The organism is Prevotella sp. LCP21S3_D2 (assembly GCF_052118345.1).
Taxonomy (GTDB): Bacteria; Bacteroidota; Bacteroidia; order Bacteroidales; family Bacteroidaceae; genus Prevotella.
In genome coordinates this window covers 15,712-35,735 of record NZ_JBQKHJ010000021.1, presented here as the reverse complement: position 1 = coordinate 35,735, position 20,024 = coordinate 15,712, and the positions used below count along the sequence as shown (strand labels likewise).

14 protein-coding genes and 1 pseudogene are annotated in these 20,024 nt (G+C 45.3%); 5 read left to right on the top strand and 10 right to left on the bottom strand.

All coding sequences use genetic code 11. The features are described from left to right. Positions 1–10 precede the first annotated feature (10 nt). From carB to porE, 3 genes are all read left to right on the top strand, one after another. On the top strand, positions 11–3,241 hold the full coding sequence (gene carB / locus ACTQ16_RS12385; protein WP_294971624.1) for a carbamoyl-phosphate synthase (glutamine-hydrolyzing) large subunit: 3,231 nt from the start codon (positions 11–13) through the stop codon (positions 3,239–3,241). Positions 3,242–3,917: 676 nt separating this feature from the next. Continuing rightward, entirely contained in the window at positions 3,918–6,023 is a 2,106-nt protein-coding gene (locus ACTQ16_RS12380) for a DNA topoisomerase 3 (protein ID WP_441937668.1), read from the top strand. A gap of 177 nt (positions 6,024–6,200) precedes the next feature. Then, positions 6,201–8,276, top strand: coding sequence for a PorE family type IX secretion system protein (gene porE, locus ACTQ16_RS12375; RefSeq protein ID WP_441937666.1), 2,076 nt, complete (start codon positions 6,201–6,203; stop codon positions 8,274–8,276). A 69-nt stretch (positions 8,277–8,345) separates the two neighbouring features. Here the strand turns inward: porE and ACTQ16_RS12370 are convergent, their stop codons facing one another. After that, positions 8,346–11,450: a DEAD/DEAH box helicase family protein gene (locus ACTQ16_RS12370; RefSeq protein ID WP_441937664.1), complete on the bottom strand. Its 3,105-nt coding sequence runs from the start codon at positions 11,448–11,450 to the stop codon at positions 8,346–8,348. Between the two features lie 290 nt (positions 11,451–11,740). Here ACTQ16_RS12370 and ACTQ16_RS12365 point away from each other — a divergent pair, with 290 nt between their 5' ends. Then, the gene (locus ACTQ16_RS12365) at positions 11,741–11,995 is read left to right on the top strand and encodes a hypothetical protein (RefSeq protein WP_089542550.1); all 255 of its coding nucleotides are present in this window, start codon (positions 11,741–11,743) and stop codon (positions 11,993–11,995) included. Continuing rightward, positions 11,992–12,297: a hypothetical protein gene (locus tag ACTQ16_RS12360; protein ID WP_293629949.1), complete on the top strand. Its 306-nt coding sequence runs from the start codon at positions 11,992–11,994 to the stop codon at positions 12,295–12,297. The genes ACTQ16_RS12365 and ACTQ16_RS12360 overlap by 4 nt, the downstream gene beginning before the upstream one ends. On the opposite strand, the gene ACTQ16_RS12355 is transcribed toward ACTQ16_RS12360, so the two are convergent. The 9 genes and pseudogenes from ACTQ16_RS12355 to ACTQ16_RS12315 all read right to left on the bottom strand — a co-directional run bounded on the left by ACTQ16_RS12355 (position 12,275) and on the right by ACTQ16_RS12315 (position 19,821). Then, entirely contained in the window at positions 12,275–12,763 is a 489-nt protein-coding gene (locus tag ACTQ16_RS12355) for a hypothetical protein (RefSeq protein WP_441937663.1), read from the bottom strand. The genes ACTQ16_RS12360 and ACTQ16_RS12355 overlap by 23 nt on opposite strands. Before the next feature lie 849 nt (positions 12,764–13,612). Further along, positions 13,613–14,437, bottom strand: a complete 825-nt coding sequence (locus tag ACTQ16_RS12350; RefSeq protein ID WP_334560250.1) for a DUF3800 domain-containing protein — start codon at positions 14,435–14,437, stop codon at positions 13,613–13,615. A 615-nt stretch (positions 14,438–15,052) separates the two neighbouring features. Continuing rightward, positions 15,053–15,253, bottom strand: a complete 201-nt coding sequence (locus tag ACTQ16_RS12345; RefSeq protein ID WP_441937661.1) for a hypothetical protein — start codon at positions 15,251–15,253, stop codon at positions 15,053–15,055. After that, positions 15,253–15,420: a hypothetical protein gene (locus tag ACTQ16_RS12340; protein WP_167529954.1), complete on the bottom strand. Its 168-nt coding sequence runs from the start codon at positions 15,418–15,420 to the stop codon at positions 15,253–15,255. Before ACTQ16_RS12340 ends, ACTQ16_RS12345 begins: the two co-directional genes overlap by 1 nt. Positions 15,421–16,005: 585 nt before the next feature. Then, a pseudogene (locus tag ACTQ16_RS12335) lies at positions 16,006–16,110 on the bottom strand (NAD-dependent epimerase/dehydratase family protein); the annotation flags it as partial. A gap of 240 nt (positions 16,111–16,350) precedes the next feature. Further along, the gene (locus tag ACTQ16_RS12330) at positions 16,351–17,136 is read right to left on the bottom strand and encodes a hypothetical protein (RefSeq protein WP_441937659.1); all 786 of its coding nucleotides are present in this window, start codon (positions 17,134–17,136) and stop codon (positions 16,351–16,353) included. A gap of 238 nt (positions 17,137–17,374) precedes the next feature. Further along, positions 17,375–17,980, bottom strand: coding sequence for an N-acetyltransferase (locus tag ACTQ16_RS12325; protein WP_235304853.1), 606 nt, complete (start codon positions 17,978–17,980; stop codon positions 17,375–17,377). Then, positions 17,952–18,146, bottom strand: coding sequence for a hypothetical protein (locus ACTQ16_RS12320; RefSeq protein WP_154482375.1), 195 nt, complete (start codon positions 18,144–18,146; stop codon positions 17,952–17,954). Before ACTQ16_RS12320 ends, ACTQ16_RS12325 begins: the two co-directional genes overlap by 29 nt. Before the next feature lie 478 nt (positions 18,147–18,624). After that, on the bottom strand, positions 18,625–19,821 hold the full coding sequence (locus ACTQ16_RS12315) for a sugar MFS transporter (protein WP_441937656.1): 1,197 nt from the start codon (positions 19,819–19,821) through the stop codon (positions 18,625–18,627). Positions 19,822–20,024: the final 203 nt, after the last annotated feature.

Genomic DNA, 20,024 nt, shown 5'->3' with positions numbered 1-20,024 from the left:
ATATAACATGATGAAGAAACAGCTTAAGAAAGTCCTCGTACTAGGTTCTGGTGCTTTGAAGATTGGCCAGGCAGGTGAGTTTGACTATTCCGGTTCGCAGGCTCTCAAGGCCTTGCGCGAGGAGGGTATTAGTTCCGTCCTCATTAATCCAAATGTTGCTACAATTCAGACAAGTGAAGGTATTGCTGACAGGGTTTATTTCTTGCCGGTGACACCTTTTTTTGTAACTGAAATTATCAAGAAGGAGCGCCCTGACGGCATTATGCTCGCTTGGGGTGGACAGACTGGTTTGAACGTTGGTACAGAACTTTACCTCAACGGTGTGCTCAAGGAGTACGGTGTGGATGTGTTGGGTACTTCGGTAGAGGCAATCATGAACACAGAAGACCGCGACCTCTTCGTAAAGGAGCTCAACAAGGTTGACCTCAAGGTGCCTGTTAGCCACGCTTGCGAGAACATGGAGGAGGCTGTGGCTGCGGCACGCAACATCGGCTACCCTATCATGATCCGTTCTGCCTATGCGCTGGGTGGTCTCGGTTCTGGTGTCTGCAAGACTGAAGAGGAGTTCAAGGAGATTGCTGAATCTGCCTTCACTTTCGCACCTCAGGTGCTCGTTGAGGAGAGCCTGAAGGGATGGAAGGAGATTGAGTTCGAATGCATCCGTGATGCCAACGACCGTTGCTTCACCGTTGCCTCTATGGAAAACTTCGACCCACTCGGTATCCACACTGGTGAGTCTATCGTAGTGGCTCCTACCTGTTCTCTTACCGACGAGCAGGTGAAGATGTTGCAGGACATCGCCGTGAAGTGTGTCCGTCACCTCAACATCGTGGGTGAGTGCAACATCCAGTATGCTTTCAACGCTGAGACCAACGACTACCGTATCATTGAGATCAACGCTCGATTGAGCCGTTCTTCTGCCCTCGCTTCTAAGGCTACAGGTTATCCGCTCGCCTTCGTTGCAGCTAAGATTGCCCTCGGTTATACACTCGACCAGATTGGCGAGATGGGTACTCCTAACTCAGCTTATGTAGCTCCATCACTCGACTATATGATCTGTAAGATTCCTCGTTGGGACCTTACCAAGTTTGCCGGTGTAAGCCGCAAGATTGGTTCTTCCATGAAGTCTGTAGGCGAAATCATGTCTATCGGCCGCTCATTCGAGGAGATGCTCCAGAAGGGTCTCCGTATGATTGGCCAGGGAATGCACGGTTTCGTTGGCAACGACCACACCAAGTTCGATAACCTGGATGAGGAGCTTTCCAACCCTACCGACCTACGTATCTTCGCCATCGCCCAGGCTTTGGAGGAAGGCTACACCATCGAGCGCATCGAGGAACTGACAAAGATTGACCCTTGGTTCATCGAGCGTATGAAGAATATCGTAGATTACAAGCACAAGCTTTCTGAATATAATACTCTGGAGGAGATTCCTGCCGAGGTATTGCGCGAGGCTAAGGTATTGGGCTTCTCTGACTTCCAGATTGGCCGCTTCGTATTGAAGACAAAAGATACCAACATGGAGAAGGAAGTGCTCACAGTTCGTGCTCTGCGTAAGAAGCTGAACATTCTTCCTGCCGTAAAGCGCATCCCTACTGTGGCAAGCGAGCATCCTGACCTCACCAACTATCTCTACATGACTTACGCCGTAGAGGGTTACGACATCAACTACTACAAGAACGAGAAGTCTGTCATCGTTCTCGGTTCGGGTGCTTACCGCATCGGTTCTTCAGTAGAGTTCGACTGGTGTTCAGTAAACGCCATCAACACAGCCCGCAAGTTGGGTTACAAGTCAATCATGATCAACTACAATCCGGAGACCGTATCTACCGACTACGATATGTGCGACCGTCTCTACTTCGATGAGCTTTCATTCGAGCGTGTACTCGATGTCATCGACCTGGAGTCACCACGTGGCGTGATTGTTTCAGTAGGTGGTCAGATTCCAAACAACCTGGCTATGAAGCTCCATCGCCAGTCTGTGCCAATCCTGGGTACATCTCCTGTCAACATCGACCGTGCAGAGAACCGCGGTAAGTTCTCTGCCATGCTCGATAAGCTCGGCATCGACCAGCCTAAGTGGAGCGCCCTCACCTCTATGGAGGATGTTCAGAAGTTCATCGACGAGGTAGGCTATCCTGTGCTCGTTCGTCCATCTTACGTTCTTTCCGGTGCAGCCATGAACGTTTGTCACGATGATGATGAGCTGCGTCGCTTCCTGGAGGCAGCTTCTGAGGTTTCCAAGGAGTACCCAGTGGTTATCTCTCAGTTCATGACAGAGACCAATGAAATCGAGTTCGACGGTGTGGCTCAGAACGGTGAGATTGTAGAGTATGGTATTTCAGAGCACGTAGAGTATGCAGGTGTTCACTCTGGTGACGCAACCATGACCTTCCCTGCCCAGCAGATTTCCTTCGCTACAGCCCGTCAGATCAAGAAGATTTCACGTGCCATCGCCAAGGAGCTCAACATCTCTGGTCCTTTCAATATCCAGTACCTGGCTAAGGGTCGCGATGTGAAGGTTATCGAGTGTAACCTCCGTGCATCCCGTTCATTCCCATTCGTGAGCAAGGTATTGAAGCGCAACTTCATCGAGACGGCTACCCGCATCATGCTCGACGCTCCATACCAGAAGCCAGACAAGTCTGCCTTCGATATCGACCGCATGGGTGTGAAGGCTTCACAGTTCTCATTCGCCCGTTTGCAGAACGCCGACCCTGTTTTGGGTGTAGATATGAGTTCTACCGGTGAGGTAGGTTGTATGGGTGATACTTTCGAGGAGGCATTGCTCAACTCATTGATTGCCACCGGCTACAAGATTCCTTCAAAGGATAAGGGCATCATGCTTTCAAGCGGTGGTGCTAAGGAGAAGGCTTCTCTGCTCGATGCAGCCCAGGCACTGGTGAAGAACGGTTACACCATCTACGCTACAGCCGGCACAGCGAAGTTCCTGAACGAGAACAACGTGAAGGCTACAGCCGTAGGATGGCCTGATGAGGACCACAAGGATATCCCTAACGTGATGCAGATGATTGCCGACCACAAGTTCGACCTCATCGTCAACATCCCTAAGAATCACACCAAGCGTGAGCTCACCAATGGTTACAGAATCCGTCGTGGCGCCATCGACCACAACATTCCTCTGTTCACCAATGCCCGCCTGGCTTCCGCCTTCATCGAGGCTTTCTGCACATTGAGCCAGGACCAGTTGCAGATTAAGAGCTGGCAGGAGTACGAGTAATCTCGTTGTTTTTTAGGCACGGATTACACGGATTTTTATGAGAGATGATTATCTCCGCTAGGCGTCCCGCCGGATTTGAAATCCGCAGCAAAGGAATCTCACGCAGATTTCGCAGATTACGCAGATATTTATAAAATACGCCCTGTAAGGCAAGGCACAAGTTCTAGATTGTGCCCAAGCCTTACAGGGCTTTTTTATTCTCTGCCATGAGAAAAAAAGCCGAAATGATGGCTTTCTCATTATTTTACCGCAGCAAAGGAAGGCGTCCCGCCGGATTTGAAATCCGGCGTTAAAAAATGTCCTAACCTTTTTAGGCTCTGCGGATTTGAAATCCGCAGCAAAGGAGTATGCTTCTCCTTTTGTTGGGGGATTACAAATCCCCCAGTTTTAATAGGTCGAACATTTTTTGACGGCGGATTGCAAATCCGCCGGGACGCCATAATCTCACGCAAGGATTTACCCAAACGCCCTGAAAGGGCAGAATTTCCTAGCCCAGGGCAATCGTCCTGGGTTAGATAACAATCAGCAAAGTCGCCCTGTAAGGGCAAAAGCTTTGAAAACAAAAAGCTTTTGCTCTTACAGGGCTTTTTTATTCTCTACCATGAGAAAAAAAAGCCGAAATGATGGCTTTCTCATTATTTTATTGTACCTTTGCAAAGAGAAATTAGAATAAAGAATGATAGTTTGTATAGCAGAGAAACCGAGCGTGGCTAAGGACATCGCCCGAATCATCGGGGCTACCACGGCACGCGACGGTTATATGGAAGGTAATGGTTACCAAGTAACATGGACCTTCGGCCACCTTTGTGAGCTGAAGGAACCGGATGATTATACTCCGATGTGGAAACATTGGAGCCTTTCGGCGTTGCCGATGATTCCACAGCGCTTCGGCATCAAGCTCATCAACGATGAAGGCATCAAGAAGCAGTTTGCCACCATCGAGAAACTGATGCAGGCTGCCGACAGCATCATCAACTGCGGTGACGCCGGACAAGAAGGAGAGCTTATCCAGAGATGGGTGATGCAGAAGGCGCAGGCAAAATGCCCCGTCAAGAGACTGTGGATTTCATCCATGACCGATGAAGCCATCAAGCAGGGATTCCAGGAACTGAAAGACCAGGGGGAATATCAGTCGCTCTATCTTGCCGGACTTTCCCGTGCCATCGGTGACTGGATTCTCGGCATGAACGCCACCCGACTTTATACATTGAAATACGGTCAGAACAAACAGGTGCTCAGCATCGGCCGGGTGCAGACCCCTACCCTTGCCCTGATCGTAAACCGCCAGAAGGAAATCGACAACTTCGTTTCCGAACCTTACTGGGTACTCGCCACCATCTACCGCGACACCCAGTTTACGGCAACCAGCGGCAAGTTTACCAGCAAGGAGGAAGGAGAGAAAGCATTCAGTACCATCGCCGGCAAACCCTTCACAGTCACAGATGTAAGCAAGAAGAAGGGAAACGAGGCGCCACCTCATCTCTACGACCTCACCTCGCTGCAGGTAGATTGCAACAAGAAGTTTGCTTACTCTGCCGATATCACGCTGAAACTCATCCAGAGTCTCTACGAGAAGAAGTATACCACTTATCCTCGTGTAGATACCCAGTTTCTGACAGACGATATCTATCCGAAATGTCCGCAGATTCTGAATGGTGTGAGTCAGGCAAAGATAGCCAGTCTGCAGAAATATCTGCCGCTCATCCAGCAGCTCGCAGCCACCGGCAAGAAGTTGCCGAAGAGCAAGAAGGTGTTCGATAACAGCAAGGTAACCGACCACCACGCCATCATCCCAACCGGTGTTCCGCCAACCGGACTCACCGATATGGAGGCGAATGTCTATGACCTCATCGCCAAGCGCTTCATCAGCGTGTTCTATCCGGACTGTAAATTCTCTACCACCACCGTATTGGGCGAAGTAATCAACGAAGATGGTCCAAAACCGGAAAAGATAGAGTTCAAGGTGAGCGGCAAGGAGATTCTCGAACCGGGCTGGCGAGTAGTCTATGCCAAGGATGCGAAGAATGCCGATGACGACGATGCTTCAGATAACGCCAACGGAAACGATGGCGGAAATGCAGGCGATGGAACCGGAAACGGTGCCAAGAAGGAAGTGGTAGAAGAAAGAACCCTCCCCTCTTTCGTGAAAGGCGAATCGGGAGATCATCAGCCTACACTGACAGAAAAATGGACCACGCCACCGAAGTATTATACCGAGGCAACCCTGCTCCGTGCGATGGAGACAGCGGGTAAATTCGTGGAAGACGAGGAACTTCGTGCAGCATTGAAGGAGAACGGAATCGGTCGCCCATCCTCCCGTGCCGGCATCATCGAGACCCTCTTCAAGCGCCACTATATCCGTCGCCAGCGCAAGAATCTGATGGCAACTCCAACAGGTATCGAACTCATCGACACCATCCACGAGGAACTCCTGAAGAGCTGCGAGCTGACCGGTATCTGGGAGAAAAAACTCCGAGACATCGAGCACAAGACCTACGACCCTGCAGAATTTATCAACGGCTTGAAAGAGCAGATCAACCAGATTGTCATCGATGTTCTATCGGATAACAGCAGCCGGAGAGTGACCATCATGACGGAGGAAGATCTCAAGAAAAAGCCAGCAAAGAAGAAAGCTACAGCAAAGAAGTCTCCAGCCGACCCAATGGTAGGCAAGCCATGTCCGCTCTGCGGAAAGGGCGTTATCATCAAGGGTAAGACCGCCTATGGTTGCAGCAACTGGAAATCAGGCTGTCAATATCGCCAGCCATTCTCGCAGATGTAATAAGATATAGCTCAAGTTCGCAAGTTCAGGAGTTAAAGAAGTTAAAGGAGTTATCGCTCCCTACGGTCGCTGAGGAGTTAAGACAATAGTCTTTTTGGCGAAGTTTTTAAGCTGAAAGACATACGTCTTAACTTCCTTAACTCCTTTAACTTCCTAATATGCGAAAGTTGAATCAATATGAAACAAATAAGACTTTATCAAATCATAACAGCACTCTGCTGCCTTCTTCTGATAAGCTGCGGCATTGACAAAAACCTGAAGAAGGGAGAGAAGTTCCTTTCTCTGGGCGAATACTACGATGCTGCCGACCAGTTCAAGCAGGCTTATACCAAAACTCCAGCCAAGGAAAGAGACAATCGAGGAAAGATTGCCTTGAAGATGGCTCACTGTTATGAGAAGATCAATTCTACACCAAAGGCGATTGCCGCTTATCGCAATGCCATCCGTTACAACCAGGCATCATTGGACGACCGCCTGGCTTACGCCCGTATGCTCTTGAAAAACGGTGAATACAAACAGGCAGAAAAAGAATTCAGAATCCTCGTAGATTCCATGCCCGATAATGTTCTTGCCAAAAACGGATTGAAATCTGCACAGAAGGCTCCCATCTGGAAGAAAGAAGGAAGCCGATACAAGGTGAAGAAGATGGACGTATTCAACTCCAGAAGAGACGACTATTCACCCATGCTCCTGGGCGATGAATACGACCAGCTCTATTTCACCTCTACCCGGAATGAGGCAGAAGGTGATGAACTCAGTGGAATCACCGGCACCAAAGCCGGCGACATCTTCTTGTCAGAAAAAGACGATAGGGGAAAATGGAGCAAACCCGAAGCCATTGGTGGTGGACTTAATACCGCCTATGACGAAGGAGCCTGTTGCTTCACTCCTGACGGAAAAGAAATGTATCTTACCCAGTGCACCACCGACCCGTCCTCTCCCCGCTATGCTCAGATAGTAAACTCCTCTCGCTCGGATGCAGCCTGGGGCAAGACATCCCAACTGCAAATAACGAGAGATACGCTGAGCAGCTATGCCCATCCAGCCATCAGTCCCGATGGCGAATGGCTCTATTTCGTATCAGACATGCCGGGAGGTGTAGGCGGCCTTGACATTTGGCGTATCCGTCTTACGGCTGCCGGTCTTGGCGGTGTAGAGAATCTCGGTGAAGCCATCAACACACCGGGCGACGAAATGTTCCCTACCTTCCGTCCCAATGGCGACCTTTACTTCAGTAGCAATGGTCATGTAGGCATGGGCGGTCTCGACATTTTTATCGCCAAAGTAGACAAGAAGACTCGCAGATACAAGCTGGAGCATCCGGGTTATCCGCTCAATTCAGAAGCAGATGATTTCGGAATGACATTCGAGGGTCCACACAACCGTGGTTTCTTCTCATCCAACAGAAGGGACGGCCGAGGCTACGACCACATCTATTCATTCGAGAACCCGGAGATAGTCACCACGATGAAGGGCTGGGTCTACGAGATGGACGGCTATGAACTGCCAGCAGCCCAAGTGATGGTGGTAGGTAATGACGGAACCTACAAGAAATTGCCGGTGAAGAGCGATGGCTCCTTCTCCATGGTTATCAACACGAAGGTAGATTATCTGGTAATGGCTTCCTGCAAGGGATTCCTCAATCATAAGGAGGAATTGAGAGTAGATACGGCTAAGGAGAGCAAGGAGTATGTACTCCAGTTCCCATTGGCTTCCATCACTGCCCCCGTACTCATCGACAACATCTTCTATGAGTTTGACAAGGCTACCTTGACGTCAGCCAGCACCAAGGCACTTGATAAACTCGTGGAATTGCTGAAGGAGAATCCAAACGTAACCATCGAGCTGAGCGCCCATTGCGATTACAAGGGAAATGCCGAATACAACAAGCGGTTGTCTCAGCGCCGTGCCCAGTCTGTAGTAGATTACCTGATAGCCCATGGCATCGAGAAGGAGCGCCTTACCCCAATGGGATATGGCAAGGAGCGACCAAAGAAGGTTCGCAAGAAGCTGACCGAGAAATATCCTTGGCTCAAGGAGGGCGACGAACTCACCCAGGAGTTTATCCTCAAGCAGAGCAAGGAGCATCAGGAAATCTGCAATCAGTTGAACCGCCGCACCGAGTTCATCGTACTTCGCACTACATACAATATGTTTGACGAGAAGGGCAACCTGAAGAATCCTCCGAAACCAAAGCCAAAGAAGGAAGAATCCAATGGCAACGGCTTCGATTTCGAATTTGACTTGGAATAAAAAGAACGGATATAGATAAGGCACGGATTACACGGATTGTAATCCGTGCCTAAAAACAGCAAAGAACATTTACCCTTTTACCTTTAAAAGATTGATTGTCTGTGTTTTTCCCGTGATGCCTGTTACCACGGCGATTCCATTGTCACGAATCTCCACCTTCTCATATTTGGCATCAACAATCACTTTTCCTTTCAATGTCATAACGCCCCAATGTCTGGGAACCTGTTCAAAGGCGCAATAGGCACCGACAGGTTGCGCTATACTGCAGTAGAGGGGTGGCACGATAACTTTACCATCTACCTTCACGCCCCATTTCTTTCCTGCTTGGTACAATTCCACATGTCCTGCCTCTGACTTCTCATGCAAAAGAAGCATCTCGTTTGCTTCCATTTCCTTCTTTTGCAACATCGCCTCATGATAGTATTTCTTGCCAAGGCGAGGCATCACGACATTCAAATCTTCCTTCTCATTCTTTGGATTATTGCATCCTATATAGGTCTTCTTCAAATTTAAATCCACCAGGTAGTAGTCCTGCTTGCTGTCCATAACAACGATACAATCACCATACAGGACAGCACATAGCCAATACACATGTTCGTAATCATTACGCAGGAAACATACATTCCTGCTCTCTTCATTGCTCATGCGCATCTTCCCTTCATCACCCTCACAATAGTACCATACTTGACAACCGATAGCAGAAGGTCTGAATCTGAATATCATATAATACCCATAATTCAGAAAATCATATTGTGAAGGACGATATGGCAGAGAAAAATTTTCTTGGGTTCGAGACATGAAGATGTCGTTATATTCTATAAACTCCCATCCTTTTATATTGACAACCTGGGGAGCCTCTGCTACGTTAGTGCCATCGTCGATGACAGCCTTTGCCAACAGGTCATAATAGCATTTCGCCTTTCTGCGAGGTCGGAAGAACAGGATGTTTCCGTTCAGTAATTTCATGTCATAGTAATCGCCTGGCTCCAGTACCTGCTCTCCGTGTCGGTTCACTACCGTCATCTTTCCATCAGGCAGTTTGATGATGGCGAACTCCCCTTTGCTATCCACAAACTCACGGTACTGTAGTGTTTGGAGCAATTCTTCATGGCTCATCACCATCATCATTTCCGAGTCTGGATGAATCCGAATACCGTCTTGTTCCTTGTTCATCAGGAAAAACTCTCTTTCCTTCGGAGTCTCCATTTTCTTGCCCACTTTCAGCTTTCCCTCGAACATAGCATTCCAGTTCCATACTTGAGAAGGCAACCCGAACACCCGATACAGTCCCACATTATCTATAATCACGCAGCTCTTCTTCCCCTTAGCCACTCGCAATCCACGTCCCACCATCTGCAGATACTTGGCAAGCGACAAGGTTGGTCGAGCCAACTGTACAAACTCCACATCCGGACAGTCAAATCCCTCCGAGAAGATGTCCACATTCACCAATACTTGTATAGGAGCAAGTCCATCAGCAAGGCGGTTTACACCGCACAAACAATCTGGCGAATAACCTGATACCTCCTTTGATGCGCTAGCCGACAAAAAATTTGGCGAGACCATTGACACATCCTTTGATGCGCCAGCCGACAAAAAATCTGGCGAGACCTTTGACACCTCCTTTGATGCGCCAGCCGACAAAAAATCAGGCGAGACCATTGACACCTCCTTTGATGCGCCAGCCGACAAAAAATCTGGCGAGACCATTGACACATCCTTTGATGCGCCAGCCGACAAAAAATCTGGCGAGACCTTTGACACATCCTTTGATGCGCCAGCCGACAAAAAATCTGGCGAGACCTTTGACACCTCCTTTGATGCGCCAGCCGACAAAAAATCTGGCGAGACCTTTGATGGTCCGCCATCCTTAGAGCGTAGCGGTTCCGAGCGACGAGGAGGAGCGGTTACATCCCCGCTTCCTGAGGAAGAGGGGCTTGGGGAGAAAGTGGAGCCCTCTTTGGAAAGAGGGACGGGGTGATTCGAAAAATCCTTATGAAGGATGGATGGTTGGGTTTTCGAAAAAGAAGAATATTTGAACCTTTCAATAAGTTCTTTTCGTAAAGAACTTGGCGTTTTACTGTCAATAGCAACAGCTGCTATGCCGTGTCCTCTGTAGAACTCGGCAATAGCATTAGCATGACTGATATTGATAGCATACACGATGCCCTTTCTATCTTTACCAAATTCTTCCAAGCTCTGATAGAGCCTTTCGATACTCGGTTTCTTATTCAGCAACATATCCATTTCCTTGTTCTGGTAGTCACCATCTGCCCCTCGCTTCTGCAAGGAGTCGATGAGCCGTTGCGTCACACCATCTGATTTGATGCTCACGAAATCGTATGTTGCCAATCTTCCCTTGCTGATAAACTCAGGAACACTCCAGGACTGTACCAATACGTCAAACAGATCAGTAAAACCCTTACCGTTCAATCGGCAAGGTGTAGCCGTCAGTCCCAGGAACTTAGCATTCGGGAATCTCTCCCACATCTCCTTATAGGTCTTGGCGAGCGCATGGTGCGCCTCGTCAATCACTATCATTCCTGGTTCTTCCTCTATCTCGTCATAGTGCTTAGCCAACCATTGTATCGACACTGCCTTTATCGGCATCATGTCAGAAATAGGATTAACAGAAGAGGCAGAAGTGGCACCAAGCCCATCACCACCCCTCTCACCCAGGCGGTCCCCAAGTTCCTCAGTAGGCCGCAAGCAAGTAGCAGTAAGGCGGTCCCATCCCGCACAATCTGTCGAGACCTTTGATGGTCCGCCAACCTTAGAGCGTAGCGGTTCCGAGCACCGGAGGGCGGTTACATCCCCTGTCCCCTGAGGGGAAAGGGGCTTGGGGAAAGCGGTGGAGCCTCCCTTAAGGGTAAGGGAGGACGGGTGGGTTTTCGAAAAATTCCCCTCTTTAAGGGTAAAGAGGGACGGGGTGATTTTCGAAAAGACTCTTCCAATAGTTTCTCGAATCTGAGAAACCAACTCCCTTCTATGGGCAACAATCCAAACATTACAATTGGAATGTTCCCTCAAAAACGATTCTACGACCGAAGCGAGTAGAACCGTTTTACCCGTACCCGTTGGCATTTGTGCCATCACGGACCGATGAAGGCGCAATGCCTTCTCAATCCGTTCCTTCATATCCTCTTGGTAATCAAAAAGCTTGATTACATTCATATTTTCAAATTATAATTAAATATTGTTATATTTTCGCCATATTGGTTGCCTACTCCGGATAATATCAGCGATACCAATAGATTCTCTTTGAGAATGCCATGACTACAGCTCTAGGTAGTAAACTCATCAGCATAGCCCATTGATTGGTCTATGCTAATAAACATATTCTAAAACGGCAAGAAATTCCTTCAACTTTAAATCTTTGTTAATTTTACATAGAGATATATCATATATATAGAATATATTATGTATCTTTGCAAAAAAGTAGAACCATTTAAATAAATACATTTATGAGTACAGTTTCAGTAACACCTTCCAAAAGAAAAATCATCGACTTAAAAGATGATACTTTTAAGACCCTATCCATAATGGCTATTCAGAAGGGAACCAACCTCAAAAACTATATTGAGGATATACTTAATGGTATAGCCGAGGATTACGAAGATGCAAAGCTCTATGCCAAATTAAGAAAAGAGCAGCCAGAGGGCCTCATCCGTGCCAACAAAGAAGAACAAGAAGATTTTGAAAAGTGGTTAGGCGTATGAAAGTCGAATTTTCTAAAGCCTTTATCAAAGCTTCCAAACATCTTTCCGGTAAGATGCTCGATTCTTTAAGACGTACGATAGCAGAAGTTAAAGCAGCCAAAGACATTCAAGATATCACTGACTGCAAGAAACTTGTTGGGTATCGTAATATATATAGAATTCGTTTAGGAGACTATAGAGCACTATTTACTCTAGAAATCGAGTTTTCTGGCAATACTATATTCTTTCAATATCTTTCTCCACGAGGCGAAGCCTATGGAAAAAAGATGAAAACAGATCTTAAGCGAATAGACAAAGAATAATTATATTCTTCTGTCTCCCCCTTTCCCCCGGCGGTCCCATCCCGCACAACCTGGCGCAGACCGCTTTGGTCCGCCAACCATAAAGCGAAGCGGTTGCCAGATGGTCGTGTTTGAACTCTCGGCAAGTGATGGTCATCACATATCCAGCAATCAAGGCAGCATCAATCAGATTCCCTTTCTTCTTCATGCTCTTGGCTTTCCTCAGCATTGCCCCCAGGTCTTGCTCTATCTTCCTCCAGTCCAGTTGGGGTTGTCCGAATCGCACGCCCAACACACCAGCATGGGCAAAGCAAGCCTCCACCTGCTCCTTGTAGTTACCACGCTCCGGCTTCCAATACTTTTCCACTAAAGCGGTAGCGAAGTCCTCATGCGTAGCTGCATACTGCCACGCAAAAGCTTTAATCTCCTTGCCCGATATTTTTGAAAGTACTTTATCTATCTTGTCTATTTGAGTGTTTGTGTTCATTGATTTTGATTTTCATTGTATATTACGCTCATTACCATTGAAAAGAATATGATAACAGACATAGAAAGTGCAACCTTTGAAATTTAAGCATTATGATACAGAACAAATTGTTCCATGATTGCCTCGCTGCGGTAATGCATCAACTAAAAAGATACAGCATGCAACGTTTGTAAGCCAAAAATGCCTACAAATATCATATAAATATTGTAAATTATTCGTTAATTGGTCTTAAATATGTAAAAATCAATGGGATAAATTTGTTTAAGAAAAAAAATACCCGTAACTTTGCAGCAGCTCATTAACCAAGTTGTTAAAGGAGTTACGAGGTCGTATAGCAGGTTGCTATACGACCTTTGCTTTAATCATTTATCCTTTGCATTATATTTTTTACTGAACTTTCGCATATCAGGAAGTTCAGTTACAAATAGTTACACCTATCAGTTTTTTGAAAAAAATATATTTGCTCCCCACCGCAGTATCGCTCTGCGCTTGTCGCCACTCGAATGAGAAAAAATGCATTAATTAATATGGTGCACAACTATTAATCCTGACTAAATCTAATTTTTACATTCTTACAACACACAAAATGATTCTGCTTCCTTACAAGTTCTGCGGTAGTATGTAAGAAATCCTCACATGCTTTTAAAATCTTTTTTGAACTCCCTTCAAAAAACTATGCAAATACATTAATAGATAGGGATTTTTGTTAATCTTGATTAAACTTACCCCAAAATCAAGTTGAATATTTGCAACATATAAATATTTGTAGTATCTTTGCAGTAGAAAAATAACTCTTGACGTATTGAAAGGCTACGTGTGTCGTAGCTCACTCGTGTAGATACGCAGGAGTTATTTTTTTGCTTTCGAAGTATCACGGACATAATTACTTGGTTTGAAGCTCCAATGGCTGTATGGCAAAGTCCATCTTTCCTCAATTTGGCTGATGCCAGTACTTTCCCCAATATTAAATCCTGGATGCAATTCCCGTATCTTGGAATTAATATATTTATAAAGCTTTTCCTTGACAATAGTTCTTTTACCTCTGCGATTGGTTGTACCATCCTTGATTTTATGCTTATTATTGAGACGAAAGCAAATCGATCCCAAGATTAAGTCCATAAATTGCAACATAAGATGTTCTGAAGAATCAATTTCACAAATATCAGACTCACGAATATGTATATTAGCCTTTTGAAATCCCTTATCATAGTTGAGTCCATAGATAAATTTCTTAAACTCCTTCTTATCCTCACCCTTCAAAGGAATATCATCCAACATTATTTTTAAGTACTGAGGTTTGTTCTCAGGATTAGAATATTGGAAACCAAAAGCATGCTTGATAAATTGATAGTATAACAAAGGATAAGCCTTATGTCTTTGTTCTCTTGTTAAATAGGGAGCCGTATACTGGTTATTACGAAAAAAAATTCGTATTTTGATATAACCTTGAGCCAACAAATCAAAGATGAAATCAACCAGAGTCAAATACTTCTCATACCAATATTCATTTACTTTTTGCCATTTGATTTCCTCCGTTATACCAAACTCTTCAACAAAAGTTTTAGACATAGCTAACACATTCTCGTAGTTTTTAGAATCTACGAGAATGCCGCCATAGAAATTGGAGTAATACGCCCCCTCTTTATCACTTTCATCGAACCAAATATAATACATAATCTTTTTTTGCAGCAAATATACGCTTTTTCCTCGAAACCACCAAGAAAATCGAAAGAAATCTGCAACTCATCAGCAAATTACCACAAAAATCAGAAAACTATAAACTATTAACTGTAAACTGCTATTCCCCCGGCGGTCCCATCCCGCACAAAATGGCGCAGGGCTTTGATGCCCCGCCAACCTTAGAGCGTAGCGGTTCCGAGCTCCGGAGGGCGGTTACATCCCTAATCCCTATGGTAGGGATTTAGGGCTTGGGTATAGGGTAAGGACCCTCCCGCAGGGGTTTCTGTCCCCTACAAGGGGAACCGAAAGGGTCGTAAAGACTATTGAAGACAGGTGGGGCAAATATAGCACTGTAGGGCGGTTACATTCTTCCTTCTAACGGGGGAACCGAAGGGGGTGTAAAGACCATTGAAGAAGACCGAGATGAGAGGTGGAGCCTTCTTTAATGGGAAAAAGCGATGCCAATGAATGCAATGAAAGCTCGCTTTCAAATTGCCGAGTGCAGCTCGCTTTATCAAAAAAGAAGGATGGGATGATTTTAGAAAGAACTCCCTTTGGTCAAAGGGAGTTTCAGCCCTCATCGCTTAAAAGAGCACAATGATCAAGAAGTTAATCCTGACTATTAGGTTTTACCCTAAACATAGCCACAGTGTTTGAAAATTCTGCATTTTCAATGATGTCATCATCATCAAAACCTATGGCAAGTACCACACCAAAAACACTTTTAAAGCGATAAGTTCGAGACTTTTCATGCCAATAAACTTCATAAGGAGCAGAAGCATTAATTTTATCCAAAAGAAGTGGTTTCATTACCAAACATTTATATATTTAGGATATACCCCCGTGCGTTCCTTATATTCCTCACAAAGACTCTTAGTAATTTCAGCTACACGAGCCTTTTTACGTTCTTTTGCCGCCATAAATCTTTTCATAGCAGCTTCACGTTTTTCCCAAAATTCTTTATCCAATGTATCCATAACAATTCTCCTTTAAAATCTTTAATTGAAATCTGCCGCCAAAGTTACGCTTTTTCTACGAAACCACCAAGAAATTCGCAAGAAATCTATAAGTTATCAGCAAATTACACAAAAATAGTCTCTCCTATTCTCAATTTGCTCTTACATGATCGTTCCGCAGATTTCACAGATGACGCAGATTTCTTTTACCTTTTTACTTTTTTACCCTTTTACCTTTTAAAGTCCCCCCATGCGGTCCCAGCCCGCAAAACCATGGCACAGGGCTTTGATGCCCCGCCAACCTTAGAGCGAAGCGGTTCTGAGCACCGGAGGGCGGTTTCCTCCCTCGCTCCTGAGGTTTCTGTCCCCCGCAAACGGGGGAACCGAAGGGGGTGTAAAGACCATTGAAGAGGGCCGGGGTGAGAGGTGGAGCCTTCTTTAATGGTAAAGAAGGACGGGATGATTTTAAAACAATACCTTTATGATGAGAAAGCATATTGCCTAAAGGAACAATACGATGGTACCGATTGCAGCGATAGCATGGTACCAATACCATTGCTACTCCTTATTTCAGCCCCATCCTGTCATTATCCTCAAACTAGTCACTTCCGTTTTCCACAAAAGAAAACGGACAAGCTCCTTTACATAGATGCAAGCCTTGATGGTATCCTTTCTGCCAGGGTCAGCAAACTTATGACCACAGATAGCCCAATCTTTATCTAGGCGCACAATATGGCATTCACCGACTTACGATAACTTGTTGTTTTCTAGTCTTCGAAGTGTAATTCTCCAAAGAATTGATAGTGAGGTATAGTTATGTCTATAAAGCTGAAAGACAAATTACCTTCAGCATTCTTTATCATATCATAAACTTTCTTACATTCCACATCTGCTGTACCATAGAAATTGATATCAGACTCTACATCAGCCTGTGCGAACATTTTTGTTCCATTAGGCAATTCCTCCCCTTACATCATTCAACCATTCATCAGTATTGATACCCCTCCATTTTGGAGTGGCCTTATGAATCAAGCCCATAAGATAATCTTCATCGAACTTCGGCTGATAATCCAATAACTCCACCAAAGATAAAGTAGATTTATCAATGTCGCCCGTAAGAATATTCTTCTTGGCACGAACACGCACGCCAAACTTCTTATAAAGAGGATTCCCCTGATAACCTGCCAAATATTCCTTATCTGTACGAATGGTCAAAGAACCAGCCTCCTTAGTATCCAAATGAATGTTAGCCTTATCCTTACCACCAGCATCAGTCAAAGTCCCATAATAATAGCACTCTACATCCACCATGATATTCTCATGACGAACATAATGAGTAGTAGGAGTTATTTTAAAAATGCGATCTGGCTTGTCGGAAGTTCCAATCTCTATATTATAATTATAGCGCAAGGCAAAAGACTGTAGGTTTTCTATAGCTTGCGCACTTGCCACCTCCAACTTATCAATATACCCATTTCCCTCTTCTATTACACCTAGCATAGAAGAGACCAAGAGTACATTTTGCATGGAAGTTCTAAAGATATTTACGACAGAACCGGCCTTCATTTCATAGGAAATAGTCGGGCGATCCTTTCGTTTTTTCTTGTCTGGATACAACAAATTCTCCACTTCATCGAGCAGAAAACGAATTTGCCCGATGTCAAAATTGGCAGGAGAAAGCGGCTCATCCCCATTCTTGCCAATAATTCTTAGTGAAATTTCATTCTTATCCATCATGGTGCAAATATAATATATTTAATTCAATAACTAGTTAAAAGTCCTTTCTTTTTAGGATAAATTATCTTTTATATTATAACTTGCCACCAAAGTTACGCTTTTTTCTTCGAAACCACCAAGAAAATCACAAGAAATCTGCAAGTTATCAACAAATAACCACGAAATCAACCGTAAACTATAAACTATTAACTGTAAACTATAAACAGCTATTCCCAGGCGGTCCCATCCCGCACAACTTTTATCTTATATAGCCCAACAAGTCAAGATACATCATCCTTGACTCCAAGTGTTCATCTTCAGGAATATGATTTGCTTCTTTCTCTAATTCTTCTGTTGAGTACAAGAATTTGAAGCCATTCTTTCCATAAAAACGTAATACATTTTCCTTGTTATAGGCATCAACCACAATAAAACGGCAACCAGTCTTATTATCAGGTAACAAAAACCAAGATATGATATAGTCTATTGCTTGTGAGCCAATACCATCGTTAGTATCTTGAAAATTCTTCGCAACTCCAAGTCTTCCTATCAATACCGCCGGATAACTTCTTGTTCTTTTGGAATTCGGAATTTTCCTTTGTATTTTGTTTCTTGAAGCATTTGGAATTAAAGCAGCCTTGATACTGTCGTTAGCCAGAGTAAAGGCACAGACTATTTCATTCCTACCACTTCTTTCTGTAGCAAAGAAATATGTTTTCCCCAATAATTGTCCATCATAGAGACAAGCCTCTTGATGAAAGAAATCATCAAGGTCTTCATCGCCACAACAGAAAGAATCAAGCTCATTTTTTGTCGTAACACGATAAAGCGAGCAATTACTTTGCAAAAGGACTCTTTCCTCCATGCGCTTTCAAATTAGCAGTTGAACGAACCAATATTTTCTCCACATCAGCAAATGACATTCGCAAAGCCTTTCTTTGCGGATTACGTTCATTCTCCTCTGCCTCACGAACAAATCGTTTAGCGGTCTCACCTGTCAAAACAGGAATACTTCTTATCTCTAATGCCATAACCTTTCATTTTAAATGATTAAACTTATGTTGCAAAATTATGCATTTTCTGCGAAACCACCAAGGAAAATGCCAAAAATCTGCAAGTTACCAGCAAAATATCACTAAATAAAGTTATCCCCAGGCGGTCCCATCCCGCACAACATGGCGAGGGCTTTGATGCCCCGCCAACCTTAGAGCATAGCGGTTCTGAGCACCGGAGGGCGGTTACATCCCTAATCCCTATGGTAGGGATTTAGGGCTTGGGTATAGGGTAAGGACCCTCCCGCAGGGGAGGGACAGGTGGGGCAAATATAGCACTGTAGGGCGGTTACATCCTTCCCGTCTGAGAAGGGTTTCTGTCCCCTGTGAGGGGAACCGAAAGGGTCGTAAAGCCTATTGTGGCTTGGTTAGGATGTGGAGCTCCCTTTGGCTAAAGATTTTGCAAATGAGCGCAATGAAAGTTTGCTTTCAAATTGCCGAGTGCAGCTAATCTTATCTAAAGGGAGACGGAGGGTTTCGAAAGTGCATACCCTCCAATCACCCCATAACAGACTAACGGTATGAGAAACGCAATCGCCATACTCCCAGTTGTATCCGCAATATACCCCATGATTACAGGAGCAACCGCACCACCCACTATCGTCATGATAAGCAAGGAAGAGGCAAGCTTGGTCTTTGTACCCGCATCCCTCAATGCCAGCGAGAATATCGTCGGAAACATGATGCTCTCTCCCAGATACAGGGCGAAGAACGCAATGAGAGATAAGGTTCCGCTACATACCACTACAATCAATGTAGCTACAAAGGTGAGGATGGCACAGACCAGCAGCACCAGCCTTGGCTGGATATAATTCATAATGACACCACCAGCCAACCTGCCGATAAAGAACAGACCCATTCCGCCAAAGGCGAGATACAGACTGGCAGTCTGCTTCTCTATATGAATACTCTCCTCAGCATAGTTGATGAAGAAACTGTTCACACCCGTCTGGGCAGCCACATAGAGAAACAAGGTCAGCATACCGAAACCGAATGCCATCACTCGCATCGGCTTCTCCTCAACCTTCTCGTTCGTATCTGCCTCATGCGCTCTCCTTGGGTCAGGCAACTTGATTCTTGACAGAACCAGTGCCACAAAAAGCACGAAGATACCCACCAGGGCATAAGGAATGGCGATGTTGACACCTGAGAACAGAAGCTGACCGCCAACCAGCGGTCCTACAATCCATCCGATACCATTGAGCGACTGCGACAGGTTGATTCTGCTCTCTGCCTTGTCAGGATGTCCCAGTACCGTAGTATAAGGATTCGCACTCGTTTCCAGACAGGTCAGTCCGCATCCTATCACAAACAGCGACAGAACGAAGAAGTAGAAAATGTTGATCCTGCTTCCCGGTATGAACATCAGAGCACCGATACCGAAGAGAACCAGTCCTGTTATCACACCCCTCCTGTAGCCCCACTTCCGGATAATCCATCCGGCAGGTAGCGCCATCAGAAAGTAGGCACCATAGACAGCAGCCTGCGTCAAGGCCGACATCGCCTTGCTGATATGGAACGACTCCTGGAAATGCGGATTCAGCACCTCCAGGATGCCATGGGCAAAGCCCCACATGAAGAAGAGACTGCTGATGATGAGGAAGGGCACCAGATAGTTATGCCCTTCGTATCTGAAGAAGGATGGCTTCATCATATTTTTCTTTATTCTTTTTTAGACTAAAATCATGGTGCAAAGGTACGAAACTTTATCTAGGGTAAACCACCAATACAGCGTCCCCACTATTTATTAGCGGGTTAGCCGTACCAGTATTTTTGAATAAAGTTTTGATTTTCTAAAATTTAACTATCAAGCGGTGGTTTACGGATTAAGCACTAGAGAATATGATACATATTCAT